24 protein-coding genes and 1 pseudogene are annotated in these 24563 nt (G+C 68.0%); 15 read left to right on the forward strand and 10 right to left on the reverse strand.

Translation table 11 applies throughout. From position 1 onward, the window contains the following. Window positions 1-68: 68 nt before the first annotated feature. Both H609_RS0101985 and gshA read right to left on the reverse strand, forming a co-directional pair. Window positions 69-1085, reverse strand: a complete 1017-nt coding sequence (locus H609_RS0101985) for a glutathione S-transferase family protein (RefSeq protein ID WP_028484186.1) — start codon at window positions 1083-1085, stop codon at window positions 69-71. Window positions 1086-1523: 438 nt separating this feature from the next. After that, on the reverse strand, window positions 1524-3110 hold the full coding sequence (gshA, locus tag H609_RS0101990; protein ID WP_018877109.1) for a glutamate--cysteine ligase: 1587 nt from the start codon (window positions 3108-3110) through the stop codon (window positions 1524-1526). A gap of 195 nt (window positions 3111-3305) precedes the next feature. On the opposite strand from gshA, the gene H609_RS0101995 reads away from it, so the two are divergent. The 12 genes and pseudogenes from H609_RS0101995 to H609_RS0102045 all read left to right on the forward strand — a co-directional run bounded on the left by H609_RS0101995 (window position 3306) and on the right by H609_RS0102045 (window position 12740). Then, complete coding sequence (locus H609_RS0101995; RefSeq protein WP_018866753.1) at window positions 3306-3704, forward strand: hypothetical protein; 399 nt, start codon at window positions 3306-3308, stop codon at window positions 3702-3704. 51 nt (window positions 3705-3755) lie between these two features. Then, the gene (locus tag H609_RS0102000; protein ID WP_028484187.1) at window positions 3756-4676 is read left to right on the forward strand and encodes a helix-turn-helix domain-containing protein; all 921 of its coding nucleotides are present in this window, start codon (window positions 3756-3758) and stop codon (window positions 4674-4676) included. Between the two features lie 113 nt (window positions 4677-4789). Next, complete coding sequence (locus H609_RS0102005; protein WP_028484188.1) at window positions 4790-5878, forward strand: class I SAM-dependent methyltransferase; 1089 nt, start codon at window positions 4790-4792, stop codon at window positions 5876-5878. 20 nt (window positions 5879-5898) lie between these two features. Beyond that, complete coding sequence (locus H609_RS0102010; RefSeq protein ID WP_018882857.1) at window positions 5899-6363, forward strand: DUF302 domain-containing protein; 465 nt, start codon at window positions 5899-5901, stop codon at window positions 6361-6363. Window positions 6364-6400: 37 nt separating this feature from the next. Next, the gene (locus H609_RS0102015) at window positions 6401-6976 is read left to right on the forward strand and encodes a hypothetical protein (RefSeq protein ID WP_028484189.1); all 576 of its coding nucleotides are present in this window, start codon (window positions 6401-6403) and stop codon (window positions 6974-6976) included. Next, window positions 6973-7518, forward strand: coding sequence for a TlpA disulfide reductase family protein (locus H609_RS0102020; protein WP_028484190.1), 546 nt, complete (start codon window positions 6973-6975; stop codon window positions 7516-7518). Before H609_RS0102015 ends, H609_RS0102020 begins: the two co-directional genes overlap by 4 nt. A gap of 156 nt (window positions 7519-7674) precedes the next feature. Next, window positions 7675-8172, forward strand: a pseudogene (locus H609_RS14350) (glycosyltransferase); the annotation flags it as partial. After that, window positions 8082-8876, forward strand: a complete 795-nt coding sequence (locus tag H609_RS13280) for a glycosyltransferase (RefSeq protein ID WP_369773630.1) — start codon at window positions 8082-8084, stop codon at window positions 8874-8876. The pseudogene H609_RS14350 and the gene H609_RS13280, both read left to right, overlap by 91 nt. A gap of 32 nt (window positions 8877-8908) precedes the next feature. Beyond that, the gene (locus H609_RS0102030) at window positions 8909-9211 is read left to right on the forward strand and encodes a diacylglycerol kinase (RefSeq protein ID WP_018881602.1); all 303 of its coding nucleotides are present in this window, start codon (window positions 8909-8911) and stop codon (window positions 9209-9211) included. A gap of 455 nt (window positions 9212-9666) precedes the next feature. Then, window positions 9667-10485: a UDP-2,3-diacylglucosamine diphosphatase gene (locus H609_RS0102035; protein WP_018878462.1), complete on the forward strand. Its 819-nt coding sequence runs from the start codon at window positions 9667-9669 to the stop codon at window positions 10483-10485. 53 nt (window positions 10486-10538) lie between these two features. Then, on the forward strand, window positions 10539-10958 hold the full coding sequence (locus tag H609_RS0102040; RefSeq protein WP_018877119.1) for a hypothetical protein: 420 nt from the start codon (window positions 10539-10541) through the stop codon (window positions 10956-10958). 96 nt (window positions 10959-11054) lie between these two features. Beyond that, window positions 11055-12740 carry an alpha/beta-hydrolase family protein gene (locus H609_RS0102045; protein ID WP_028484191.1) on the forward strand — a complete coding sequence of 562 codons (1686 nt, stop codon included), beginning with the start codon at window positions 11055-11057 and terminating at the stop codon, window positions 12738-12740. A 3-nt stretch (window positions 12741-12743) separates the two neighbouring features. Here the strand turns inward: H609_RS0102045 and H609_RS13285 are convergent, their stop codons facing one another. From H609_RS13285 to H609_RS0102070, 6 genes are all read right to left on the reverse strand, one after another. Further along, window positions 12744-12995, reverse strand: coding sequence for a hypothetical protein (locus H609_RS13285; protein WP_231369948.1), 252 nt, complete (start codon window positions 12993-12995; stop codon window positions 12744-12746). 231 nt (window positions 12996-13226) lie between these two features. Then, window positions 13227-13583, reverse strand: coding sequence for a CAP domain-containing protein (locus tag H609_RS13290; RefSeq protein WP_231369949.1), 357 nt, complete (start codon window positions 13581-13583; stop codon window positions 13227-13229). Window positions 13584-13591: 8 nt separating this feature from the next. Next, entirely contained in the window at window positions 13592-13954 is a 363-nt protein-coding gene (locus H609_RS0102055) for a hypothetical protein (protein WP_028484192.1), read from the reverse strand. A gap of 43 nt (window positions 13955-13997) precedes the next feature. After that, a complete protein-coding gene (locus H609_RS0102060; RefSeq protein ID WP_028484193.1) occupies window positions 13998-17186 on the reverse strand; it encodes an efflux RND transporter permease subunit in 3189 nt (1062 codons plus the stop codon). 3 nt (window positions 17187-17189) lie between these two features. Next, on the reverse strand, window positions 17190-18248 hold the full coding sequence (locus H609_RS0102065; protein ID WP_028484194.1) for an efflux RND transporter periplasmic adaptor subunit: 1059 nt from the start codon (window positions 18246-18248) through the stop codon (window positions 17190-17192). Between the two features lie 160 nt (window positions 18249-18408). Then, window positions 18409-19497 carry a hypothetical protein gene (locus tag H609_RS0102070; protein ID WP_028484195.1) on the reverse strand — a complete coding sequence of 363 codons (1089 nt, stop codon included), beginning with the start codon at window positions 19495-19497 and terminating at the stop codon, window positions 18409-18411. A 125-nt stretch (window positions 19498-19622) separates the two neighbouring features. Between H609_RS0102070 and H609_RS0102075 the strand changes: the two genes are divergently transcribed. Both H609_RS0102075 and fliL read left to right on the forward strand, forming a co-directional pair. After that, the gene (locus H609_RS0102075; RefSeq protein ID WP_028484196.1) at window positions 19623-20468 is read left to right on the forward strand and encodes a zinc-dependent peptidase; all 846 of its coding nucleotides are present in this window, start codon (window positions 19623-19625) and stop codon (window positions 20466-20468) included. Then, window positions 20465-20872, forward strand: coding sequence for a flagellar basal body-associated protein FliL (gene fliL, locus H609_RS0102080; protein ID WP_018878471.1), 408 nt, complete (start codon window positions 20465-20467; stop codon window positions 20870-20872). The genes H609_RS0102075 and fliL overlap by 4 nt, the downstream gene beginning before the upstream one ends. A 134-nt stretch (window positions 20873-21006) precedes the next feature. On the opposite strand, the gene H609_RS0102085 is transcribed toward fliL, so the two are convergent. Both H609_RS0102085 and H609_RS0102090 read right to left on the reverse strand, forming a co-directional pair. Beyond that, window positions 21007-21303, reverse strand: a complete 297-nt coding sequence (locus H609_RS0102085; RefSeq protein WP_028484197.1) for a hypothetical protein — start codon at window positions 21301-21303, stop codon at window positions 21007-21009. Window positions 21304-21387: 84 nt separating this feature from the next. Then, a complete protein-coding gene (locus H609_RS0102090) occupies window positions 21388-23301 on the reverse strand; it encodes an ABC-F family ATP-binding cassette domain-containing protein (RefSeq protein WP_028484198.1) in 1914 nt (637 codons plus the stop codon). Between the two features lie 333 nt (window positions 23302-23634). Between H609_RS0102090 and H609_RS0102095 the strand changes: the two genes are divergently transcribed. Next, window positions 23635-24558 (forward strand): GGDEF domain-containing protein, encoded by a 924-nt coding sequence (locus tag H609_RS0102095; protein WP_018876903.1) that lies wholly within the window; start codon window positions 23635-23637, stop codon window positions 24556-24558. The last annotated feature ends 5 nt before the right edge of the window (window positions 24559-24563 follow it).

The raw sequence follows: 24563 nt of genomic DNA on the forward strand, positions 1-24563 counted from the left end.
GGTCAGGGGGACACTGCATTGCCCCCCTGACCGGGCCAGGGTTGAACATTCCAATAGTGTAACGACCGTCACGTTTCGTCGGCGTTCCGCAGCGCGGCCGGCAGATCGCCCAGGGGACGGCCGTGCGGCCGGGTGTAGTCGATCACCGGGCCCTTCGGCACGATGCCGCTGGGGTTCAGCATCGGGTGGCTGCCGTAGTAGTGCGCCTTGATGTGATCCATGCGCACGGTCTCGGCCACGCCGGGGCGCTGGTAGAGCATGCGCAGGTAGGCCGACAGCGCCGGGAAGTCGATGATGCGCTGTCTATTGCACTTGAAATGGCTGTAGTAGACCGGGTCGAAGCGCACCAGCGTGGTAAACAGCCGCCAGTCGGCCTCGGTGATCCGGTCGCCCACCAGAAACGGCTGGCGTGCCAGGCGCTCCTCCAGCCAGTCGAGGGTCTCGAAGAGACGACCCCAGGCGGCATCGTAGGCCTTCTGGCTGGTCGCGAACCCGGAGCGGTAAACCCCGTTGTTCACATTCTCGTAGACGCGCTCGTTGACCGCGTGGATCTCCTCGCGCAGGTCCTCCGGGTAGAAATCCAGCGTATTGCCGGTGATGCCGTCGAAGGCGCTGTTGAACATGCGCACCAGGTCTTCCGACTCGTTGTTCACGATCCGGTCGGTCTGGGTGTCGAACAGCACCGGCACGGTTACGATACCCGTGTATTTCGGATCGGTGCGGGTGTAGAGCTCGTGCATGTAGCGTGAGCTGTGCACCCGGTCACCGGTGCAGCCGTCGCAGTCATCGAAGGACCAGCCGGCATCGCCCATGTAGTGGTGCACGACCGACAACCCGATGTGCGACTCCAGGCCCTTGAGCTTGCGCAGGATCAGCGCGCGATGCGCCCAGGGGCAGGCATAGGAGACGTACAGGTGATAACGCCCGGACTCGGCCGGGTAGCCGCCCTCGCCCAGGGGACCCGCGGAGCCGTCGGCGGTCACGTAGTTGCGGTACTGCTGGTCCTGGCGCACGAACTCGCCGTTCTCGTCGGACTCCTCTTCCAGCCAGCCTTCGCGCAGTTCGCCGTTGATCAGGAGACTCATGGGGTTCCCTCTGCAGCGGTCCAGCCGCCACGGTTACGGATGATAGGGTCGATTATCCTGTCGATAAAATCGAAAATAAATCGCGTTATTTCCGCCCGATAGTTCGAAAATACCGAACCGACTGAGGGATAGGCCGCTCAGGGAGACGCTGATTTAATCGCACGTCCGCGCTCGAGTCGCTTTTGCGTGCGAACAAGGCGCGGTGACTGCCGTGCAGTCATTCTGCACAAGGGAACCGCAACGCTGTGCGCGCGCCCGTTTTTGATCAACAACGGGCGGCCGAGCCCCTGCTCTCAATCGCTTGTGGGGTTGGTGCCCCCTGTTCCCCGATCCTGCGTTGCGCCGCTTGCGGGTAGAACCACTACCCGCTGCACGACGCGCCTTGTCTCGGAAAACAGGGGGCACCAACGCGGACGTGCGATTAAATCAGCGTCTCCCTCAGGAGGCGCGCAGCGTGCCGTCGAAGTAGCGGGCAAGGAAGGTATCGAAGTCCAGGGTATCGGCCGCCTCGATCGCGGCCTGCTCCGCCAGGCTCTGGCGCGCCAGGGCCTCCAGCGTCTCGGCGCGCGGCAGCGGGCCGTTGAAGCGAAACGCCTCGCGGTGCTGCGCGGACAGGCGGCTGGCGTAGCGGTAGAAGCCCTCCTCGCGCGCCATCATGTCCTCCAGCATGCGCGCCGAGGGCGTGAGGTCGGCCTGCTCGACCTTGCCCCACTGCTCGCTTAGCGCTCTACGGTAGGGGTCGCCCGGCAGTTCCTGGTCGAGGATCGCGGCGACCGGGCGCATCAGGGCCAGCAGTTCGCGCGCCCAGTCCTGCAGCCGTACAGACTCGTCCTGCCGGCGCAGCTCGAGGCCGGGGCGGCGGCCGTAATGCGCCACATCGAGCAGGTTGCGGTCGATCGCGTCGAGTTCGCCGTCCGCCAGCAAAGGACTGGGCTGCAGCAGGCAGGTCAGGGCAAACACCTCGAGAAAGCGCAGCTGGGTCTCGTCCACCCCCAGCGGGTGCTGCGCGTTGATGTCCACCGAGCGCAGCTCGACGTACTCGATCCCGCGTGCCTCCAGCGCATCGGTGGGCTTCTCGAAGCGCTCCAGCGGCTGCTTCGGGCGCACGGTGGAGTAGTACTCGTTCTCGATCTGCAGGATGTTGGCGTTCAGCTGGCGGTATTCGCCGTCGACCTTCACGCCGATGCGCTCCCACTCGGGGCTGAGCGTATTGATCGCGCAGCGCAGCGAGTCGACGTAGCCGCCCAGCGAGTTGTAGTCCGCCTTGATGCCGGTGTCCGCCTCCTTGCGGTTGGTGTAGCCGATGTCACCCATGCGCAGGCTGGTGGCATGCGGGAGGTAAGAGGTGTCGTCGTCGAAGTCCTCCAGCACCGCGCCGTGGCCCTCGAGGAAGGAATTGCACACGGCCGGCGAGGCCCCGAACAGATACGGCACCAGCCAGCCGAAGCGCAGCAGGTTGCGGATCATGCCCATCATGCGCTCGTCGCGGAACGCGCGGTCATCCTGCTCGCCCAGCACCTGCGCCAGCGCCGGCCAGAACTCGGGGCGCGGGGAATAGTTGAAGTGCACCCCGGCGATCACCTGCATCTTGCGTCCGTAGCGGTGCCCCAGCCCGACGCGATAGACGGTCTTCATGCGTCCGGCGTTGGACGTGCCGTACTGCGCGACCGGGATCGCGTTGTCATCGGCGGTCACGCAGGGCATGGACGTCGACCACAGGGTCTCGTCGCCGACATTGGCCGCGGCGAAGGCCTGCAGGTCATGCAGGAAGCCCAGCGTCTCGCGCACATCGTCAAACGGCGGGGTCACCAGCTCCAGCAGGGCCTCGGAGTAGTCGGTCGTGATATTCGGGTGGGTCAGCGCCGAACCCAGCGCCGCCGGGTGCGGGGTCAGGGCTGGCGACCCTTGCGGGCCGACGCGCAGGGTCTCCTTCTCCAGGCCAATGCGCCCGTGCAGGCCGGTGCCCGCCAGGCGCTCCGCCAGCTGCGCGACCAGTCCCTGCAGATTGCGTTCGTCGGTTCCCACGGGCGTGCTGTCCTGCTCCAATCAAACCCGGCGAACATACCCGAATGCGCCTGCGGGGTCACATGCACCGTCGACCGGCACCCGAAAACCGCGCAACGCCGATCAGGAGACGGCTCCCACGCAAGGCGCGGATGACCTTGCCCTGCCGGTCCTATTAAATTAGGTTTTTCTTATACACAAGACATCGGGCGCCGCATGGAACCGGACACACAACGCCGCAGCTGGGACGAGATCCTGGTAGACGCCCTGCGCGCCCCTGCCACCGGGCTGTTCGTGCTCGGACTCGCGATGGGTGCGGGGCTGATGCACTGGGGCGTGGAGCGCCCCCCGACCGAGGGCGCGTTGATGGTCACGCTGCACAATGACAGCGACACGACCATCCGCGCGGTGCACTTCGATTTCGGGCACGACCTGTCCGAATCCAGCATTCGCGAGGGCGAGATCGCGCCCGGCGAGCACCGGCGGGTGGCCCTGAACCACCCGCCCGGGGCTGGTTTCAACGTCGAGATCCGCTACGCCGACGGCCACGTCCAGGCGTTCTGTGCCAATCGCGGCGTGGACGGCTGGGCCCAGGAGGTTCGCGTCTACCGCTGAATCTGGCAGGCGGCACCGGCATGGCCTATACAGGACATGCGGGGTGAGAAAATGCCGCAACCATGGCCGAACATGCTGGAGCACTACGCCCGCGGGAACGGGGGACCGCACCTGCGCGAGACCCGCGCGGCTGCCTCGCCAGCGGTCGCCATGCTGGAGACCCGTCAGCCACCGGGCCTGTTCCACACCCCGGCCTCCGATGACCTGGTCCTGAGCCAGTCGTCCGGGGCCCCATTCCGCTACGTCTGCGATCTCGGCGCCGGGCGCTTCTCGGGACACACCCGCACCCGCGATTTCGTGGCCGTGGCCCCGGGGGCCACGCCCTGGTGCCGGGTCACGGACGCGGCGAGGGTACGGTTTATCGCCATCCCCGCCGACCTGGCCCGCCGTTGCCTGGACCGGCCCGCCGACGACCCGCTGGATTTCGGCCCCGTTCACAACCGCCACCACAGCGACCCGCTGATCGCCCAGGGCCTGGAGTGTCTGTGGCAGGAAATGGGTCGCGAGGACCCCGCCGCACACGTGTTCGTGGACAGCATGATGGCCGCACTGGTGGTGCGCCTGGCCCGCCTGACCAGCCAGGCCGCCCCGGCCGACCGCTGCCGGGGCGGCCTCGCACCGCACCGCTCGGCACAGGTCATCGACTACATGCAGACTTACCTCGACCAGCGGATCCGTCTCGCTGAACTCGCCGCGCTGTGCGACCTCTCCCCCTGGCACTTCGCCCGCGCCTTCCGCGAGACCCACGGCCAGCCGCCCCACCGCTACCTGACCCAGCTGCGTCTGGAGCGGGCGCGCGCCTTGCTGACCGAGTCGCACGCGAGCATCGGCGAGATCGCGACGGCCACCGGCTACACCCCGCAACAACTGGCCCGCCACTTCCGGCAGGCCTTCGGCATGGCACCCGGCGCCTACCGTGATCAGTACGGGGCGCCGCCAATCACCCGCGCGGACGGCCCCGAAACACCCTGACGCACAACCGCAAGATTCGCCCACGCCCCGCAAGTCCGTGACCGCGGGGGATCACCGCACGGCCTAGGCTCCGGGTAAAGCCAACCCCCGGCGCCATCGCGGAGGTCACCCGCATGCCGTCCGACCCGGAATACCCTGCGTCACCACAGGCCGTGGAGGCCTTTGCCGGCCACCTGGTCGAGGTCCTCAATCACGGTGCGCTGTGCCTGATGCTCTCACTCGGGCACCGGACCGGACTGTTCGATGCCCTGCGCGGGCGCCCCCCGTCGACCTCCGAGGCAATCGCCGCAGCGAGCGGCCTGAACGAACGCTATGTCCGCGAATGGCTCGGCGCGATGGCCACGGCGGGGATCGTCACGGTGGAACCCACCGGGCCACGTTTTGCCCTGCCGCCGGCGCATGCCGCATGCCTCACCCGCGCCGCCGCGGCCGACAACCTGGCGGTGTTCGCCCAGTACATCGCAGTGCTGGGCGCCGTGGAGGACGCGATTGCCACCGCGTTCCAGACCGGTGACGGCGTGCCCTACGGGCGCTACACGCGTTTCCACGAGGTCATGGCCGAGGACAGCGGCCAGTCCGTCCTGTCCTCGCTGGAGAGCGCCATCCTGCCGCTGGTGCCGGGCCTGACCGATCATCTCGAGCGCGGCATCCGCGTGCTGGATGTCGGCTGCGGCAGCGGGCGCATCATCAACCACCTGGCGGGGCGCTACCCTCGCAGCGAATTCACCGGACTGGATCTCTCGCCACAGGCCATCGCGCGCGCCCGCGCCGAGGCAAAAGCGGAGGGGCTAGACAACGTCGTGTTCATCGAGGCCGACGCCGCCGAGATGGGGCACCGTCTCGAGGCCCAGAGCTTCGAACTGATCACCACCTTCGACGCCATCCACGACCAGGCCGATCCCCAGGGGGTCCTGCGCGGCATCCATCGCGCGCTGGTACCCGAAGGGATCTACCTGATGCAGGACATCCGCGGCTCTGGACAGATCCAGGGCGATCTCGATCACCCGCTCGCACCCTTTCTCTACACCGTCTCCTGCATGCACTGCATGCCGGTATCGCTCGCCCGGGGCGGCCCCGGGCTCGGTGCGATGTGGGGCGAACCGCTAGCCCGCGACTACCTGCAGCGCGCCGGTTTCCGCGACATCCGCGTACACCAGCTGGCCCACGACCTGCAGAACAACTGGTACGTGGCCACCCGATAACAACCCAAGGAGGCATTGCCATGAGCGCACAACACCCGATCACGACCCTGGCACTGGCCATCACCGCCGCCCTTGCGCTGGGCCTGGCCGCCCCGTTGGCGGCGTCCGAGCCCGACGATCATTTCATCATCCGCGACTGCGAACAGTCCCGCGAGGACCTGGCCCGGGCCATTCGCGAGTATGCGGAGAACGAGGAGGACTGGATCTTCCTGGCCGAGTTCGGCCTGGCCGGTGGCGACATCACCGCCCTGAAGGTCTGCTACCTGCCGCTGGGGCCCGACATCCTGGATGCCGGCCTGCACGTCGGCGCGATGATGCCCTGCGGCCATATCGGTCTGTACGAAGAGAACGGCAACACAAAACTGTCCATGCTGCACCCGAAGTTCATGACCACCCTGCAGCCGCATCCGAGCCTGGAGCGCGCGGCGAAGAACGCCGAACCGGCCTTCGAGGCGCTGCTCGATCATGTCCTCGGCGGACCGTAGGCGGCCCGGCCCCAATGGATCGCTTGCCCGTGAGACCATGATCTGCGTCCTGGCCCTGCTGGCGCTGGCCACGCCCATGGCGTCGGCCAGCGCCACGGAAACCCTGCAGGCTCGCACGGACGCCACCAGCGGCCTGATCACCTGGACGTGGCAGGGCGATGGCGTCTCGCTGGAGCTTGCGCAGCTGCTGCCCGATCAGACCCGCGCGTTCTTCCTGGGACGCGGCTTCGAGACCGAACATGCCGATCTCATTGCGGCGCACTGCGTCTTCCAGGCGATCCTGCGCAACAACCGCCCACACACCCCTATCGAGGTCAATCTCCACGACTGGAGCAGCCAGGGGCCGGAGGGGCTCATCCGCCCGCGCCCGAACTGGGACTGGGAGGCAACCTGGGACCGACGGCAGGCCCCCGAAGCCGCCCGCATCGCCTTTCGCTGGGCCCTGTTCCCCGGCGAACACCGTTTCGAACCCGGCGACTGGCTGATGGGCATGATCCTGTTCGACCATCCGCCGGGCACGCCCTTTGATCTGACCCTGCGCTGGCGCGCGGCCGGGGAGCTCCACGAGGCGCGGCTGCCCGACCTGCGCTGCGCCGGCGAGGCGGGAGGATGATCGCCATGCCAAAGCTCGCGACCCTCCTGATCCTGTTAATCCTGGCCGCCATGACCGCCCCGGCCGCGACCGAGTCCCTCACCGCGATCGAGCCACGCCCGGACGCTCCTCCCCTGACACTGGAGGACCTCGACGGTCATGCACACGACCTGCGCGACTACCGCGGCCACGTCGTGGTCGTGAACTTCTGGGCGACCTGGTGCCCGCCGTGCCGGGACGAACTGCCCTCCCTGCAGCGACTATGGGAGGGACTGGGCCCCGACGGGCTGGTGGTACTCGGGGTAAACGTCGGCGAGGACGCCGATCGCATCTTTTTCTTCACCGCCGACTACCCGGTGGATTTTCCCCTGCTGCTGGACCGCGCGGCCAGCGCGATCGATACCTGGCCGGTGCGCGGCATCCCCACCACCTTCGTGATCGACCCCGAGGGCCGCATCGCCTATCGCGCCATCGGCGCGCGTGAATTCGACCACCCCGGCATCACCGAACGCCTGCGCGAGCTGCAACAGGGGCGATCGTCCGAGCCCTCTACGACCGAATAAGGCGCATCGGGCGGGGGTACGCGGTACGGCCCGAAACCCGAACCGGCGGTCTGCGCGCGCAACAATTCCGTCGCAATGTCGTCATCACCTGGTCACACCCCCGGTCCACACTACAGGACCTGAGTCTCGTCCCAAGGTGCAGCCGTGCACATTCTGATGCTGAGCGACGTGTACTTCCCCCGGATCAACGGGGTCTCCACTTCGCTGGCCAGTTTCCGCGCACAGCTCCGACAACTGGGCCATCGCGTCACGCTGGTGGTGCCGGCCTACCCCGGACTGGGCGCGCACCCCGGCCCCGACCCGCAGGACCCGGACCTGATCCGCATCCCGTCGCGCTACCTGGTAGTGGATCCGGAGGACCGCATCCTGAAGCCTCGCCTCATCCGCCGCTCCCTGCGGGAAGCCGGGATCGAACGGGCCGACGTGATCCATGTCCACACCCCCTTCGTGGCGCACTACGCCGGGCTCAAGCTGGCGCGCGACTGGCAGGTCCCGGTCATCGAGACCTACCACACCTTCTTCGAAGAGTATCTGCAGCATTACCTGCCGTGGCTGCCCGCCAAGTGGCTGCGGGGGCTGGCGCGGCGCATCTCGCGCGCGCAGTGCAACGCGGTCGACCGGGTGATCGCCCCGTCGACCGCGTTGCACCAGGCCCTGCTGGAGTACGGGATCAAGACGCCCATCGTGCGCCTGCCCACCGGGATCGACCCACAGGCCTGGACCGGAGGCGACGGCCACCTGTTCCGGGCGGAGCGGGGCATCGCACCCGGCCGCGAGATGCTGGTACATGTGTCGCGCATCGCCTTCGAAAAAAACATCGGCTTTCTGCTGCAGATGCTCCAGCACCTGCGCGAGCGTCGCCCGGCGTCCTGCTGCTGATCGCGGGCGAGGGACCGGCCCGGGCTGCCCTGCAGCGCCAGGCCGCGCAGATGGGCCTGGAGGACAACCTGCACTGGTGCGGGTATCTGGACCGCGAGACATCGCTCGTCGACTGCTACCGCGCCGGGCATGCATTCGTGTTTGCCTCCGCAACCGAGACGCAGGGTCTGGTCCTGCTGGAGGCCATGGCCTGCGGGCTGCCCGTGGTCTCCACGGCGCGCCTGGGCACGCGCGACATCCTCACCGACGCATCCGGTGCCGAAGTCGCTCCCGAGGAGCCCGCGGTGTTTGCCGAGCGGGTGGCCCGCGTCCTCGATGATCCCGAACGCCAGCGCACCATGCGCGCAGCCCACGCCGCATGGGCGCGGGAATGGAGCGAGCGGCGTATGGCCGAACAATTGCTGACCGTGTATCAGGATCTGCTGAGCCCGAACGACGCGCTCGGCACCCCGCATACCGCGGCCGACGGTCCTCGCTGACGGCCCTTCCCACTCCAGCGGACCAAGCGACCATGGCCAACGGCGGCGCCACCGGCATCACCCGCATCCTGCGGGCCTTTGGGTACTCCTGGAAAGGCCTGCGCGCCACCTTTCGCCACGAGGAGGCCTTTCGTCAGGAACTGATCCTGGTGGTCATCCTGGCGCCACTCTCACTGGTGGTCGGCAATACCGGAGTGGAACGCGCGTTGCTGCTCGGCAGCCTGTTCCTGATCCTGATCATCGAGGTACTGAACTCGGGCATCGAGGCCACCGTGGATCGGTTCGGGCCGGAACGCCACAAGCTGGCCGCGCGTGCCAAGGGAGACGCTGATTGAATCGCACGTCCGCGCTCGAGTCGCTTTTGCATGCGAACAAGGCGCGGTGACTGCCGTGCAGTCACTCTGCACAAGGGAACCGTAACGCTGTGCGCGCGCAAAAGCGGCCGAGCCCCTGCTTTCAATGGCTTGTGGGGTTGGTGCCCCCTGTTCCCCGATCCTGCGTTGCGCCCCGAATCCATCAAAAACGGGCGGGTAGAACCACTACCCGCTGCACGACACGCCTTGTCTCGGGAAACAGGGGGCACCAACGCGGACGTGCGATTAAATCAGCGTCTCCCTTGGACATGGGATCGGCCGCCGTGCTGCTGGGCTTTGCCAACGCCACCCTGATCTGGCTGCTGGTTCTCTGGCCCTAGCCACCCGCCACCGTCATCACGCAATCGTCACTGCAACGCCATGGTGGCGTCACCCGGATGCGCGATGCTCGGCAAAACCCCGAGCGGGAGCCCGCGATGGCCACCCTGGATTGCCGCAGCCTGTTCCTGTCCGACCTGCACCTGGGCACCCGGGAGTGCCGCGCGGACTACCTGCTGGACCTGCTGCGCCAGGTCAATTGCGATCGCCTGGTACTGGTCGGCGATGTATTCGACATCTGGGCCATGCGCCGGCGCATCTTCTGGGACGCGACCCAGGCGGCGGTGGTCGAGCAGGTCCTGTCGCTGGCCCTGCACGGGGTCGAGGTCATCTACATCCCCGGCAACCACGACGAACTGGTGCGCGGCTTTGTCGGTTCGGAGATCCGCGGCGTGCGCATCGAACGCGAACTGGTGCACTGGACCGCCGATGGCCGGCGCTTCCGCGTAACCCATGGCGACGAGTTCGACGGGCTCGTACGCCACAGTCGCCTGGTACACGCCCTGGGCGATCTTGGCTACAACCTGCTGCTGCGCGGCAGCCGCTACCTGAACACCATCCGACGCCGCCTCGGGCATCCGTACTGGTCTCTGTCGGCCTGGCTCAAGACCCGCGTGAGCGGGGCGGCGCGGGAATACATCCAGCGTTTCGAGCATGCCGCCGTCACCGCCGCGCGCAAGGGCGGCTTCGATGGCTGCATCTGCGGCCATATCCACAAGCCGAACGTCCAGGCGTTCGGCGACATCCTCTACTGCAACGACGGTGACTGGGTCGAGCACTGCACGGCCCTGGTGGAAGATCGCTCAGGCCACCTCAGCCTGCTGCACTGGTCGGACCATGGCTCGATGCAACAGGCCGAGTCCGGGGCAACCGCGACCGAGGCCTTCGATCTCGAGTCCATACTGACCCGGCGATAACCGCGCGCTAATCCTGTCACCCGGGCGTCATGGCGCTGTAGTACCGTGGTCACATGAACGAATCGCGATCGCGCCACTGGGCCGGGGCCGGCGCCGACCTGCTCCTGCTGCTGCAATCCATCCATGACACCGAGCAGGCCCGCCGCCTGGCGCGGGTGGCCGGCTGGGTCCTGGTCTTCGCCGGGGTCATCGTGGTGATGCTGGGCGTGCTGGTGCAGCACATGCCCACGATGCTCGAAGGCACACTCGTGGCATTGCTGGCGCTGGTCGGCGGCTGGCTGCGCAGCCGCCTCGCCGCCACCCTGCTGATGCTGCTGATGGCCCTGGGGCTGGCCACCGGCCTCGCACTGGGCGCCGCCACCGGCGGGCTCCTGCTGCAGGTCGCGCTGTTCGGCGTGGCCCTGCGCATGGTCGAGGGCTGCTTCCGCTTTCGCCACGCCGACGCTGGCAGCCCGGGCGACAACGCCCAATAGGTTCCAAAGCAGACTGGCGCTCACGGTGGAGACTTGAACCCGCCCGAGCGGGCGAACAGGATAAGCCCTTCTGTTCATCAAGGAAGTGCTCACGCGATGTCCATCGTCGCCCGCCTGCAAACCCGCCTGCGGCGCTTCATCTGGCCCGGCTGGGCCACCCGTATCCTCGGGACCCTGTCGATCCCGGGGCTGATCCTGGCCACGCTGTTCTTTGCCGCGTCGCTGACCCCCAGCCTGATCCCGCGTACCGACGACGTGCAGGGCATCCTGTCCGGACTGTCGCTGGCGGCCGGCTACGGGCTGGGCGTGTTCTTCCACTGGCTGTGGTCCTATCTGGAGCTGCCGGAATTCGGCGAGCGCACGCACAACACCCTGGTGGTCATCGCCGGGGGCGGCGCCGTGCTGATCGTGCTGATCTTCCTGTGGCAGGCCACCGAGTGGCAGAACAGCATCCGCGCCCTGATGGAGCAAGAGCCGGTAGACGGCGGCTTCCCGATCCGGCTCGGGCTGATCGCGGCGGCGGTGTTCGCCGCCACCCTGGCGGTCGGACGGCTGTTTCAGCTGCTGGTACGGTTTCTCGCCCGCCATCTGCGCCGTTTCATCCCGCGCCGGCTGTCGAACGTGATCGGTGTGCTGGTCGCCGCCGGGGTGTTCTGGGCGGTCATTGACGGGGTAATTCTGGAATACGGCCTGCGCACCGCGGACCGCAGCTTCCAGCAGTTCGACGTGCGCGAATACCCGGGGGTCGAACAACCGACGGCGACGTTCCGTACGGGCAGCCCGGCCTCGCTGGTCAGCTGGGAGCAAGGGCTCGGGCGCCAGGGACAGCGCTTCGTCGGACAGGCTCCGGATGCCGGCACGATCCGCGATTTCGCCGCGGGCGAGGCCCTGGACCCGATCCGCGTCTACGTAGGCCTGAATGCCGCCGAGACCATCGAGGAACGCGCACGACTGGCCCTGCAGGAGATGCTGCGGGTCAATGCCTTCGACCGTTCGGTGCTGGTGCTGGCCACCCCCACCGGGCGCGGCTGGGTGGACAACCGCGCGATCCAGCCGGTCGAGTATCTGCACGGCGGCGATGTAGCGACCGTGGCCGTGCAGTACTCCTACCTGCCCAGCTGGCTGTCGCTGATGGCCGAGTCGCAGTACGGCCACGAGACGGCCCAGGCGGTGTTCGCGGAGATCTACGGCTACTGGAAGCAGCTGCCGGCGGACGCCCGCCCGGAGCTGTACCTCTACGGCCTGAGTCTGGGCGCGTTGAACTCCGAGCGCGCCGCGGATCTGTACGACGTGATCGGCGATCCGTTCTCCGGCGCGCTGTGGGCCGGCCCGCCGTTTCGTAGCGAGACCTGGCGCGACATCACGCGCCAGCGCCAGCCGGACTCCCCGGCCTGGCTGCCGCGCTTTCGCGACAGCTCGGTGGTGCGCTTCACCAACCAGGAGAACCACCTGGATATCCCCGGCGCCGAATGGGGCCCGATGCGCATCGTCTACCTGCAGTACGCCAGTGACCCGGTCACCTTCTTCGAGCCCCAGGCGCTGTACCGCAAGCCCGAGTGGATGCAGTCACCACGCGGCCCGGATGTCTCGCCCGACCTGACCTGGTACCCGGTGGTCACCATGCTGCAACTGGCGGTGGACGTTACCATCGGCGATGCTGCCCCGCGCGGCTACGGCCATGTCTACGCCACCGAGCACTACATCGACGCCTGGCATGCGGTCACGGCCGCGGACTGGCCAGAGGAGCGCCTCGAGTGGCTCAAGCGCCACCTGGGCGACTGACGATTATTCCGTCGCCGGATCCGGCTCCAGACCAAACCAGACGACTGCATGCTCGTCGGACAACGCCGCGCCCAGCGCCTGCCATTCCCGGGAGGCCCAGACGCCCTCGTTGGCCAGCACGGCATAGTGCGCCGGGCTCCGGCGCCAGATCTCCAGCGCGGTCGCCTCGGTCATGGCCTCGCTACGCCACGCAACGATCTCGAACCCGGAGTGCGGATACCCATCACCGATCAGCTCGCGCGGCTTGTCACGCATGCACTGCGCGGAGGCCGGATCGCCCGCCCGGTAGCAGCAAGGGAAACACTGATCAATGTACACCCTCGCGCTCGAGTCGCTTTTGCGTGCGAACAAGGCGCGGTGACTGCCGTGCAGTCATTCTGCACAAGGGAGCCGCAACGCCGTGCGCGCGCAAAAGCGGCCGAGCCCCTTCGGGGTTGGCACTCCAGGTTCCCCGATCCTGCGTTGCGTCGCTTGCGGGTAGGACCACTACCCGCTGCGCGACGCGCCTTGTCTCGGAAAACCTGGGGTACCAACGCGAGGGTGTACATTGATCAGTGTTTCCCTTGGGGTCCAGGGGCCGTCGTCTGACCAGCTGTGCAGCGAGCACTGGCGGGCCGCCGGGTCGTGCGCCTCGACGTCCGCCAGATGCACCTCCGCCACCTCGGCCAATGCCGGCGACCACGGGATCGCCGTCAGACCGCGGGCCTCGCGGTAGTCGTTGATGGTCTCTGCGAGTGAATGGCCCGGCGGCTTCGAGGCACACCCGCTCAACACCATCAACGCAACGCCCAGCCCGCAAGCCGCCAACAAACCGAGCAAATTTTTCATCATGCTTCCCTGCATTACCCGCTTCAGCGTTCGCTGAAGCGGGCTCCTTCGATGATCACGGGATAGGTGTAGCCGGCCCCGAAGTCACGATCCAGGATCAGCGTCCCGGTGACCGAGACGCGATCCCCCACCTCGGGCAGTTCGGTGGAGGTGATGGTGATGTAGTCCCCCTCGCTTCCCGTGCCGTCCACGAAGTGGATGAAGTTACGGCCCATGATGTCCTCGTTCACCCGCCCGACGATGCCCTCCAGGCGCACTTCTTCGCCCTCGAGCTCCGCCGGCGCCTGACTCAGCTGCTCGACCGTATGCAGTTCGTCGGCCTGCGCGGGTACCCCTCCCGCCAGCATCGCCAACAGCACTACGCCACTTCCGATTACGCGTCTCATCCCGTTCTCCTCGTCATTCGTGATGTTCCGGATGCCGGGCATCCTAACTGATCGCCCCCATATCCGAGGGCTCGCGTGACCGGGTCGCCAGCGTTCCCTTTACGCGCTCCGCGGCGCGGTTCACCACCAGGTACAGGCAGGGCACCACCAGCAGCGTCAGGATCATCCCGGCGATCAGGCCGCCGACCACGGTCAGCGCCAGCGGGCGCATGATCTCCGCACCCTCACCGAGGCCGATGGCCAGCGGCAACATGCCGAGCACCGTGGTCAGGGTGGTCATCAGGATCGGACGCAGGCGCAGTGCACCCGCCTCCACCACCGCGCGCGCCGGGCTCAGGCCGCGTCGTCGACGGCCCTGTTCGATGTACTCGACGAGCAGGATCGCGTTGTTCACCACCACCCCGATCAGCAGGATCGCGCCGATCATCACCGGCGCGGAGACCGGCGTGTTCGTGGCCCACAGGATCGCGACCACGCCAATCAGCGACAGCGGGGCCGCCGCCACGATCACCAGCGGATTGGCCAGGCGCTCGTATTGAACCGCCAGCACCACCAGGACCAGGAAGATCGCCAGCGCAACGACGGTGGCCATCTCGCGCTGCGTCTCCTGGATGGTCTCCCACTCGCCCCCGATCAGCAGGCTGTAGTGCTCGGGTACCTCCACCTCGGCCAGACGCTGTTCGACCTCGGCCATCACCGAACCGACGTCGCTGACCTCGGTATTGATATCGCCGTTCACCCGCACCACCCGGCTCTGGTTCTCGCGCTCGATATGGGCGGGCCCCTCGCCGATCTCGAACTCGGCCACGTCGGCGAGCCGTACGGGATCGCCGTTATCACGGAACAGGATCATCCGTCCCAGTGTGGCCGTGTCCTGTACATCCTCGCGCGGCAGGCGGACGCGCAAGTCGTATTCGCGGTCATCGCGTACATACTGGGTCGGTACCGCACCCTCCACCGCATCGCGGATCGTCTGACCGACCGTGCCCACCTGCAGGCCCAGCGCGGCCGCGCGCTCGCGATCCACGTGTACGCGCAGAATCGGGCTCTGGTCCTCGCGCCCGACCTCGACGCCCTCAAGGCCCGGGATGCCCTCCAGGCGCCCCGCGATCTCTCGGGCGATGGTACGCATCTCGGTCAGATCCGCCCCCACCACGCCGATCGACAGGTCGTCGCCAGTCACGCTGAACTGCAACCCGTCGATACGCGGCGGGCGCACGGTAATCCGCGCCCCGGGCAGGTCCAGTTCGTCCATCGCCGCCTGTGCCTCGGCCACCCATTGCCCGGCGGTCATTTCACGCTGTCCGGCCGGGGTGAGCTGCACCGTGAGATTGGACGTCCCCGGGCGCTCGTTGACCACGCCACCCCCCAGATGCCCGCCGACCATGGCGAACACGCTCTCGACATGCGGCAGCTCCTCGAGTGCGGCCTCGATGTCGCGGGCGGCGGCATCGGTCTCGTGCGGCGGTGTACCCGGCGGCAGGACCATGCGCACGCTGACCTGACCATCGTCCACCTGCGGCAGGAACTCGGTACCCAGCTCGCCGCCCACCTGGATGGCGCCGACCAGCAGGACCCCGGCGGCGCCCAGCACCACCCAGCGCGCGCGCAGCACCTTCGGCAGCAGACGCCGGTAACGTCGGCGCAGGCCCTGCACCCCGCGGTCGAAGCCGCGCAGCAGCCAGGTCCGGTCCAGCCCGCTCTCCCAGCGGATGCGCGCGAGCAGGGCCGCCAGCATCGGCACCAGCGTGATCGCTGCGGCCAGTGTGGCGATGATCGCGAACGACAGCGTCAGAATCAGCTCGCGGAAGATCAGCGCCCCGATGCCCGTAATCAGCAGGAACGGGAGTACTGCCGCGAGATTGGTCAGCGTGCCGGCGGTGACCGCCGAGACGACCTCGCCCGCCCCGTCGTGGGCGGCCTGCTCCGGCGATTTCCCGAGCTTGTCACGATGGCGGTAGATGTTCTCCAGCATCACGATCGCGTTGTCGAGCAGCAGCCCCACGCCCAGCGCGAGCCCGCCCAGGCTGATGATGTTCAGGGTCAATCCGCCCAGCCCCATCATCGCGAAGGTCGCCATCAGCGCGATCGGGATCGACAGCCCGATGATGAAGCTTTTGCGCAGACTGCCGAGGAACAGGAACACCGCCAGCATCGCCAGCACGCCACCGAGGACTGCGGCAGTGCCCACGGAGGACACCGCGCCACGGATAAACGGGGCCGAGTCGCTGACCACCTCCCACTGGATGTCCTCGGGGATAAACCCGGAGCGCTCCAGCCGCTGGAGCGTCCCGCGCACGGCATCCACCGACTCGACGGTATTGGCCTCCGGCAGCTTGAACACCGACACGCGCGCGGCCGGCGTGCCATCCAGGCGGATGAACAGGCGCTGCTCGCGGTGGCCGTCGCGCACCTCGGCCAGCTCGCCCAGGCGCACATGCGCCGACTGCGGCCCCGGCAGCGGGATCAGCACGTTGCGCACATCCGCCTCGGAAGTGAACAGGCCCTCGGTCTTGGCCATCACGTCAAAGGTGTCGGAGGTCACCCAGCCACCGGCCACCTCGCGGTTCTCGTCCGCCAGCGTCTCGCTGATCGCGGCCATCGACAGGCCGTAGCCGCGCACCCGTTCCTGGTCGAGGATCACCTCCAGCTCGCGCTGCTGGCCGCCGGAGGCCTCCACCGAGGAGATCCCGTGGATGGCGATCAACTGCGGGGCCAGCTCGTGCTCCACCCAGTCGCGCACCGCGGTCTCGGAACGCACGGTAGAGGAGAAGCCCGCCTCCCAGATCGGGTCCTGCGACGGGTCGAACTTGTACAGGCGCAGGGATTCGAAATCGTCCGGCAACTGGGTGCGCGCCAGCTCGAGGTGACGCGCCGCATCCTGCAATGCCAGATCCAGGTTGGTCCCGTATTCGAACAGCAGGTTGACGTTGGTGCGCCCCTCGGAGGCGCGGCTGTAGATCCGGGTCAGGTTCTCGGTCGCCGCAAGATTGCGCTCCAGCACTCGTGTGACCTGCTCCTCCATGACCTCCGGCGCGGTGCCCGGGTGGTTCACCGTGACCCGGATGTGCGGGTACTCGACATGCGGCAGCAGGTCCACCGGCAGGCGGTCGACAAAGAACATGCCCAGCACGATCACCACCGAGGCCAGCGCCATGATCGCGACCGGCCGGCGGATGGAGAAGCTGGTCACCCGCCCGTGTGGGCGCTGGGAGTCCCCCGCATCGGCCATGCCCTAGCCCCGCCAGCCGACAATGCGCACCCGCTGACCCTCGCGCATGTCGATCGGATTGGTCGCCAGCACGATCTCGCCTTCTTCCAGACCCTCGGTAATCTCGGTCCAGGGGCCCCGGGTCACACCGGTCTCGACCGTGCGCCGTTCCAGCTGTTCATCCACCACCACGTACACATAGCGCGCGTCATCGTCCTCGCCGATCGCCGCGGCCGGCACCGCCAGGGCGTTCGGGCGCTCATCAACGGTCATGCGGATGCGTGCGAGGTTACCCGGACGCACGCCGTTGTCGGCGGCCTCGGCCGGCAGCGCGATCTCCACCGTCACCTGCTGGGAATCCGGCGAGGCCGCCGGGAAGATGCGACGAATCTCGGCGACGTAGTCAGTATCAGGAAAGGCATCGAGCCGAATGGGCACGTCCTGGCCCACGACCAGGTCGCGCACGTCCAGCTCGGACACCCCGGGTCGCAGCACCAGCGTAGTAATATCGACCAGCTCCAGCAGCGCATCGCGCGCCGCGACGGCCTCTCCAGGCTCCACCATCCGCTCGGTAATCACGCCGTCGCGGCCGGCAGCAAGCGCCCCGTAGTCGACCCGCGCCTGCCACAGGGCCTGCTCGCTCTCGGCCGAACGCAGCGCGGCGCGGGCCCGTTCGTAGCTGGCGCGGCTGGCAATCCCCTCGTCCCGCAACTCGGCGCTGCGGGCGTACTCCAGCCGCGCCTCCTCGGCGTGCGCCACGGCACGCGCCAGCTCCGCGCGCTCCTCGGCCACGTCCAGCTCGACCAGGATATCGCCCTGCCCGACGCGGTCGCCTTCCTCGACTTGGACCGCCTTGACCACGCCATCCGTACGAGCCGCCAGGCGCACCCGCGCCCGCGGCTCGACCCGCGCGGAAAGTCGCAGTTCGCGCGAGAGGTCCCGCGGCTGCATCTCCACCGCCGCGATCGGGGTCGCCGCCTCGCCAGCGGGCTCGTCAGCCGCTTCGGAAGACTCGCCCCCACAGCCGGCCAGTCCCACGGCCAGGATCATGAGCAGGGACAGGCGGCCGCCCCCCCGCGACATGCAGGTGGCGGGCAGCGGGCGCTTCAGGGGCGGTCGGTCCGACCGCCGCCAACACAAGAGGGTCTCGAATCGCATGCGCCGGGTCGCTCGCGGGGAGTGGACGAAAGCACAGAGTAGCCGTTATACAACCCTCGACGCAGGAACGAGCCTCCGCGTTCCGTCAGGCCGTCAGATCGATCTGCTGCACGCTGCCGCTGCGGCCATCCTCGGCCACCCAGACGCCGGTCGACTGCACCTGGCCCAGCAGGCTGTTGTCACCGCCATGGCGCAGGTCAAAGGGGGTACTGACATGTCCGAGGTAGATCGCCCCCACCCCCACCTCGCCCAGGGCCAGCAACTGATCGCGGCCCTGGGCGTCGCGGGTCCAGACGCGCAGGCGGTCATAGACCGGGTCCGCCGCATCGATCCAGCCATTGCCGTCGTGATCGAAGCGGCGCAGTTCGGCGAAGCCGTCCCCGGTCAGCGGCCCGAACAGCTCGGAGCCATCATCGACCTGCCCGCTGCCCGATCGGTCGAGGGCCAGAAAACCGCTTCCGGGCTGCAGGAAGGCCACCTGCTGCGGTGAGCCATCGGCGTCCAGGTCGAATTCGAAACGGGTCTCGGTCAATGCCGCCGCCGGGGCATCGAAATTGATCACCAGCGGGTCATGCAGTTCGCCATCGACACCGCCCTGAATACGGGTGTGCTCGACGAACTCGCGACTCATGGTCAGGGCAATGTCGATCTCGATGGTCTTGCCGTCGGCCGTCTGCACCCGCCCCTGGGCCTGGAAGGCCGTGCGCTCGATCTCCACCCGGGTCTGCTCCACCGACCAGGCCACGGCAAGGCCGCCCGGCGCACGCGGGGCGCCCGGGGGCCGGGCTGCGGGCGGTTCGAGGAATGCCGGCGGGTTCGCATCCGCGTTCGCGTCGGGCCGGAGGTCCGCCGGGTCCACGACGCGGATCTCGCGCCCGGTAAAACGTTCCAGGATCAGCCGGAGCAGTTCGGTGCGCAGCTGGTCCACAGACGTCAGCTCACTGTCCGCCGGGGCCACGCCCACGAAGGGCGCGCGCAGGGCCGCAACGGAGGCCGGGTCCGGCCGTTCGCCCCGGCCCGGGCTCACAAGTCCAGGCAGCCCGGCGCCCTGGCGGGGCTCCGCCGGGGGCGCGGCCCCGCCCCCTTCGCGCACCGTCAGGCGCATCTCGCGCCGGGTAGCCTCCAGCGCCAGGCGCTGGCTCGAGAACTGCATGGAATAATCGGCAATATGCATGGATGTTCCTCAACGGGACGGATTCCCGAGAGGGTTAACGGCCGCACAGCGGCAATCCTTAACCGCCACCGGCAAGCCTTTGCCGCAGGCGGACGCGACACGGCCAAACATGCGACGATCGGGCGATGAACTCGACACCGCAATTCCCACTACGAGGCCTGTTCCGCCGCCTGCTGGGACCGTTCGCCGGACTGGAACCAGAGGCGGTCCCCCTCGACAACGACGAGTGGGAGGCCCTGCGCCAGCGGGTGCCGTTCATCGCCCGCCTCACACCGGAGGAACGCTCCCGGCTGCGCGAACTGATCGGGCAGATCCTCGCGCAGAAGGAATTCATCGGGATCGCCGCGGAACCCGAGCCGTGGCAGTGCCAGGTGATCGCGGCCTACGCGGCACTCCCGATCCTGGAGCTGGGCCTGGCGCCGTACCGGGACTGGCGCACGCTGATCCTCTATCCGGATACCTTCGTGCCGGAACACGAGTGGGTAGACGAGGCGGGCATCGTGCATCAGGGCGCGATGCCCCAGTCCGGCGAGGCCTGGGAGCGCGGGCCGGTGATCCTGTCGTGGAATGACGTCGAACGCGACGGCGCCGTGGTCGTCCACGAGATGACCCATGTGCTGGACGCCGGCAACGGCGAGGTCAACGGCTTCCCCCCGCTCCCCCGCGGACAGTCCACACGCGCCTGGACCGAGGATTTCTCCCGCGCCTTCGACCGCTTCGTGGAGACTGTCGAGGCGGTGGAGGCCGGCACGGTCGACGAGTCGGCTCTGCCGCTGGACCCGTACGCGGCCACGGCCCCGGAGGAGTTCCTGGCGGTCGCGGTGGAGTCCTTCTTCTTCGAGCCCGCGCGGCTGCGCGTGCGGCTGCCCGCCATCTATGATCACCTGGTGGCATACTTCGGTCAGGAGCCGCATCGACGCGGCGACTGGATCGCCTCCAGCACGCAAACCGCCCCGGAGCACGCACCATGACCTCGAGCCCCCTTCGTTTCCTGCCCCCGACCCTGTCGGGGCTTCTCCTGCTGTTGCTTGCCCCCCTGGCTCTTGCCGTGGACGATCTGGACAGCCACTACGTGACCCTGGAACCCGTGGTCGTGAACATGGAGGCCGCCGATCGCGGACGCTACCTGCAGGCCTCCATCCAGCTGGAGGGCCACAATCTGGAAGATGCCCGGGCCATCCGCGAACACATCCCCGCCGTGCGCGACCGCCTGATCCACATCCTCGGTGGCCGCAGCCCCGACAGCCTGACCGGCAGCGGCGCCCGCGAGGATCTGCGCAACCAGGCCACGCACGAGCTGAACGAATTGCTCGAAGAGATCACCGGCTCCCCGCGGATCGCCGCACTGTATTTCTCGGATTTCATCCGCCAGTAGTAGCCCCGGAAGGTCCGGACGGATACCCCGAACGAAAAGACCCCGGCAGTCGGGACCGCCGGGGTCGGCAAGCGGGACGCCGCATCCGGAGTCCCGGGCCCCGTTGGGGGCCCAAGCCATTCAGAAAACGCTGATCAGTGGGGCCGGTGCAGCAGCGGCATCTCGCCGCGCTCGATCATGTGACGGATCAGCGTAGCCCGGCCCGGCTCCTCCTGCTCCAGTTCCTCGGCGCACTGCGAGGGCTCGTGCGCGGCCTCGGCCAGCATCACCTCCAGTTCGCGCAGATCCACCTTCGGCTCCTGCAGGTCTTCCGGCTTCGGGTTCTCCAGCATGTGGGTCTCCCAGAACATGCGCGGGTGCCAGCAATGCAGCTTTGCATCCGGGTGGTGAAAGAGCTCGACACAGCGACGATTCAGTTCCTGTGCATTCATGGGGTCACTCCTCGTTCCGGTGCATTCCCCTCCTGTATAGACCTCGCAATACCCGATCTCAAGGGTTGGTCTTTGAATCGCTTCTCACTCCATCGGCTCGGCCTGCGCCGCCTCCAGTGCCTCCAGCGCCTCCATCCACTCGCCCTCCACGGCCTCCAGCCGGGCACGCAGCTCCCCCTGCTCGCGGGTCAGCTGCGCCAGGCGATCCGCCGCCTCGCCCTCGTAAAGGGCAGGATCGGCCATCTCCGCCTCCAGGGCCTCCAGGCGCTCCTGCACCCGGGTGCATTCCTGCTCGGCGCGGTCCGCGCGCTGCTTCAGCGGCTTGAGCGCCGCCCGTGCCTGTGCGGCCTGCTGGCGCCGCTCCTTCTGCGACAGGGCCGGGGCGCTGCGGGCTGCCGATTCACCGGTGCCGGGTTCGCTCGCGGCAAAGGCCTCGCGCTCGCGCGCCTGCAGTTCCCGGGCGTAGTCATCCAGGTCCCCGTCGAAATCTCTCAGATGGCCGTCCTCGACGCGCCAGAAACGGTCGCACACCCGCGCCAGCAATTCGCGATCATGCGCCACGACCACCAGACCGCCGGCATAGTTCTCCAGCGCCTCGGCCAGTGCCTCGCGCATATCCAGATCCAGGTGGTTGGTGGGCTCGTCCAGCAACAGCAGGGAAGGCGCCTGCCAGATCAGCAGCGCCAGCACCAGGCGTACGCGCTCCCCGCCCGAGCACTGGCCAACCGGGGCATCCGCCTTCTCCCCGGGAAAGCCCATGCCACCGAGAAAGTTGCGCAGCCGCTGTTCCTCGGCGCGCGGATCCTGGCGTTGCAGATGCACGAGGGGCGAGGCGCCCAGATCCAGCTGCTCGCTCTGGTGCTGGGCGAAATAGCCCACCTTCAGGCTCGGCTCGACCCGGCGCTCGCCGGCGGTGGGCGCCAGCTCGCCGGCCAGCAGGGTCAGAAGCGTCGACTTCCCGGCACCATTGGGCCCCAGCACACCGATCCGGTCCTCCGGCCGCAGACGTAAACTCGTCGCATGCAGGCGGGTGCGGTCCCCGGAGCGCACCTCGGCATGGTCCAGCGCCAGGAGCGGGTCCGGCAGACGCTCGGGGGTCGGGATCTCCAGGTGGATCGGCCGTGCGGCCCGAATCACGGCGACCTCGTCGAGCTGCTCCAGGCGTTTCAGGCGGCTCTGGGCCTGGCGCGCCTTGCTCGCCTTGGCCCGGAAGCGGCGCACGAAATCCTCCAGATGGGCGCGCTCGGCCGCGACCTTCGCGGCCGCCGCCTCGCTCTGGGCGATCGCCTCCGCGCGCTTGGCCTCGGCATGGGTATAGCTGCCCGCATAGAGCGCGATGCCCCCGCGCTCGATGTGCGCGATATGGGTACAGACGGAATCCAGAAACCGCCGGTCATGCGCGATCACGATGACCGTCCCCGGGTAGCGCGCCAGCCAGTCCTCCAGCCACAGGATGGTCTCGACATCGAGGTGGTTGGTGGGCTCGTCCAGCAACAACAGATCGGAGCGCGTCATCAGCGTGCGCGCCAGCCCCAGGCGCATGCGCCAGCCGCCGGAGAAGTCGCTCATCGGCCGGTCGGCATCGGCCGGCGCAAAGCCCAGCCCCGCGAGCAGCCGCCGCGCCCGGGCGTCCGCCGTCCAGCCGTCGATCGCATCCAGGGCCGCATACAGGCGCGCCTGTTCGGCGCCGTCGGCGACCTGCTCCAGGCGCGCCTGCAGGTCGAGCAACTCGGCGTCGCCGTCCAGCACGTAGTCCACGGCTGAACGCGCGCTCCCCGGGACCTCCTGCGGCAGGTGCGCCACCACCCAGTCGGCTGGCCGGTCGATCTCGCCGGCATCCAGGCTCAGCTCACCCTGCAGCGCCGCCAGCAGACTGGATTTGCCGGAGCCGTTGGCACCGGTCAGGCCCACCCGCCAGCCGGCGTGCACGGTCAGACTGGCATGCTGCAGGAGGACCTGTCGGCCACGGCGCAGCTCGATATCTTGAAGTCGAATCATGTCGCGCAGTGTAGGGCAAGCGAAGGGCGCGCTCATGTAGTCCGGTCATGGCCCGGGACTCGGCGGCCGACACTAGAAGCCTGTCGGATTTGGGACTGATCTCCCACAACGCTCGCGACGATCGCCCAAATCCGAGATGCGCCTAGCGTCAGGATATTGCCGCCCCTTGCCGGTCCGGGCGGCCATCACCTGCCGGAAGCGGCAAAAATCCGACGGAATTCCGTCTTTCGCACACCAAAAGGACAAACAAGTCACTGTTTCGACGATTGTTTTGATCGATGGCATGGATCTCGCATTACCTTCGACCCCAGGATCTTTGCGAGCGAGACAGCCATGAACCGCGACGGGAACGCCCACAACCTGCGACTGGTATCCGCCAAGGGCAAGACCACCGGCGATGCCGGCACCCCCTTTGACGCCCTGGCGTTTGTCCAGTCGCTGTCATCCAGCCTGGAGCTGGGCACGGTCCTCGCCCGGCTGCAGGAGCACCTGCATGCCCAGGTTCACCACAGCGGCTGGTTCTTCATCCTGCAGGAGAGCGACGAGACCTGGTCCGGCGGCGACGAGGATCGCCATCGCATCGAATACGGGATGAGCGCGAACGGCGAAACCATGGGCTCGCTGATCCTGATGCGCGGGCGCCGCTTCAGCGACGACGAACAGCAACTGATCGAGGCCCTGCTGGGCCTGGCCGCTCCGGCGCTTGCCAATGCCCTGCGCTTCAAGCGCCTGAACGAGAACCTGGAGACCGACGAACTGACCGGCCTGGGCAACCGCCGCGCATTCGAGAAACAAGGCGCCCGCTGGCTGGCCGACTGCCGCCGTCAGGGGCGGCCCTTGTCGGTGCTGGCCATCGATCTCGATCACTTCAAGCAGATCAACGACGAATACGGCCACAGCGTGGGGGACGACATCCTGCGTCTGGTCGCGCAGACCCTGCGCAGCACCACCCGTGAATCCGACCTGTGCGTGCGCATGGGCGGCGAGGAGTTCCTGGCGGTCCTGCCCGGTGCCGACCTGAGCCGTGCGATGGAATGCGCCGAGCGCATCCGCCTGGCCATCGGCGCGCTGCGAACCGCCGCCACGGCAGGCGACCAGTCCACGCTCGAGAGCGATGGCGCGGTCAAGGTGACCGCCAGCATCGGCGTGGCCGGCATCGGGCCCAATACCACTCTGCAGTCGGCCTACCAAGCCGCCGACGAGGCCCTGTACGCCGCCAAGCAGGCCGGCCGCAACCGCGTGCTGGCCGGCAACTGACATCC

The sequence above is a fragment of the Thioalkalivibrio sp. ALE17 genome (genome assembly GCF_000425605.1).
In the GTDB taxonomy this organism is placed as follows: Bacteria; Pseudomonadota; Gammaproteobacteria; order Ectothiorhodospirales; family Ectothiorhodospiraceae; genus Thioalkalivibrio.

Coding starts and splice junctions, on each gene's coding strand:
- H609_RS0102020 (WP_028484190.1), top strand. CDS start 6,973: ATGATCGCCATGCCAAAGCTCGCGACCCTCCTGATCCTGTTAATCCTG.
- H609_RS0102035 (WP_018878462.1), top strand. CDS start 9,667: ATGGCCACCCTGGATTGCCGCAGCCTGTTCCTGTCCGACCTGCACCTG.
- H609_RS0102005 (WP_028484188.1), top strand. CDS start 4,790: ATGCCGTCCGACCCGGAATACCCTGCGTCACCACAGGCCGTGGAGGCC.
- H609_RS0102040 (WP_018877119.1), top strand. CDS start 10,539: ATGAACGAATCGCGATCGCGCCACTGGGCCGGGGCCGGCGCCGACCTG.
- H609_RS0101995 (WP_018866753.1), top strand. CDS start 3,306: ATGGAACCGGACACACAACGCCGCAGCTGGGACGAGATCCTGGTAGAC.
- H609_RS0102070 (WP_028484195.1), bottom strand. CDS start 19,497: ATGCATATTGCCGATTATTCCATGCAGTTCTCGAGCCAGCGCCTGGCG.
- H609_RS13290 (WP_231369949.1), bottom strand. CDS start 13,583: ATGCAGGGAAGCATGATGAAAAATTTGCTCGGTTTGTTGGCGGCTTGC.
- H609_RS0102065 (WP_028484194.1), bottom strand. CDS start 18,248: ATGTCGCGGGGGGGCGGCCGCCTGTCCCTGCTCATGATCCTGGCCGTG.
- fliL (WP_018878471.1), top strand. CDS start 20,465: ATGACCTCGAGCCCCCTTCGTTTCCTGCCCCCGACCCTGTCGGGGCTT.
- H609_RS0102045 (WP_028484191.1), top strand. CDS start 11,055: ATGTCCATCGTCGCCCGCCTGCAAACCCGCCTGCGGCGCTTCATCTGG.
- H609_RS0102075 (WP_028484196.1), top strand. CDS start 19,623: ATGAACTCGACACCGCAATTCCCACTACGAGGCCTGTTCCGCCGCCTG.
- H609_RS13285 (WP_231369948.1), bottom strand. CDS start 12,995: ATGCGTGACAAGCCGCGCGAGCTGATCGGTGATGGGTATCCGCACTCC.
- H609_RS0102060 (WP_028484193.1), bottom strand. CDS start 17,186: ATGGCCGATGCGGGGGACTCCCAGCGCCCACACGGGCGGGTGACCAGC.
- H609_RS0102095 (WP_018876903.1), top strand. CDS start 23,635: ATGAACCGCGACGGGAACGCCCACAACCTGCGACTGGTATCCGCCAAG.
- H609_RS0102000 (WP_028484187.1), top strand. CDS start 3,756: ATGCCGCAACCATGGCCGAACATGCTGGAGCACTACGCCCGCGGGAAC.
- H609_RS0101985 (WP_028484186.1), bottom strand. CDS start 1,085: ATGAGTCTCCTGATCAACGGCGAACTGCGCGAAGGCTGGCTGGAAGAG.
- H609_RS0102010 (WP_018882857.1), top strand. CDS start 5,899: ATGAGCGCACAACACCCGATCACGACCCTGGCACTGGCCATCACCGCC.
- H609_RS0102085 (WP_028484197.1), bottom strand. CDS start 21,303: ATGAATGCACAGGAACTGAATCGTCGCTGTGTCGAGCTCTTTCACCAC.
- H609_RS0102090 (WP_028484198.1), bottom strand. CDS start 23,301: ATGATTCGACTTCAAGATATCGAGCTGCGCCGTGGCCGACAGGTCCTC.
- H609_RS0102015 (WP_028484189.1), top strand. CDS start 6,401: ATGATCTGCGTCCTGGCCCTGCTGGCGCTGGCCACGCCCATGGCGTCG.
- H609_RS0102030 (WP_018881602.1), top strand. CDS start 8,909: ATGGCCAACGGCGGCGCCACCGGCATCACCCGCATCCTGCGGGCCTTT.
- H609_RS0102055 (WP_028484192.1), bottom strand. CDS start 13,954: ATGAGACGCGTAATCGGAAGTGGCGTAGTGCTGTTGGCGATGCTGGCG.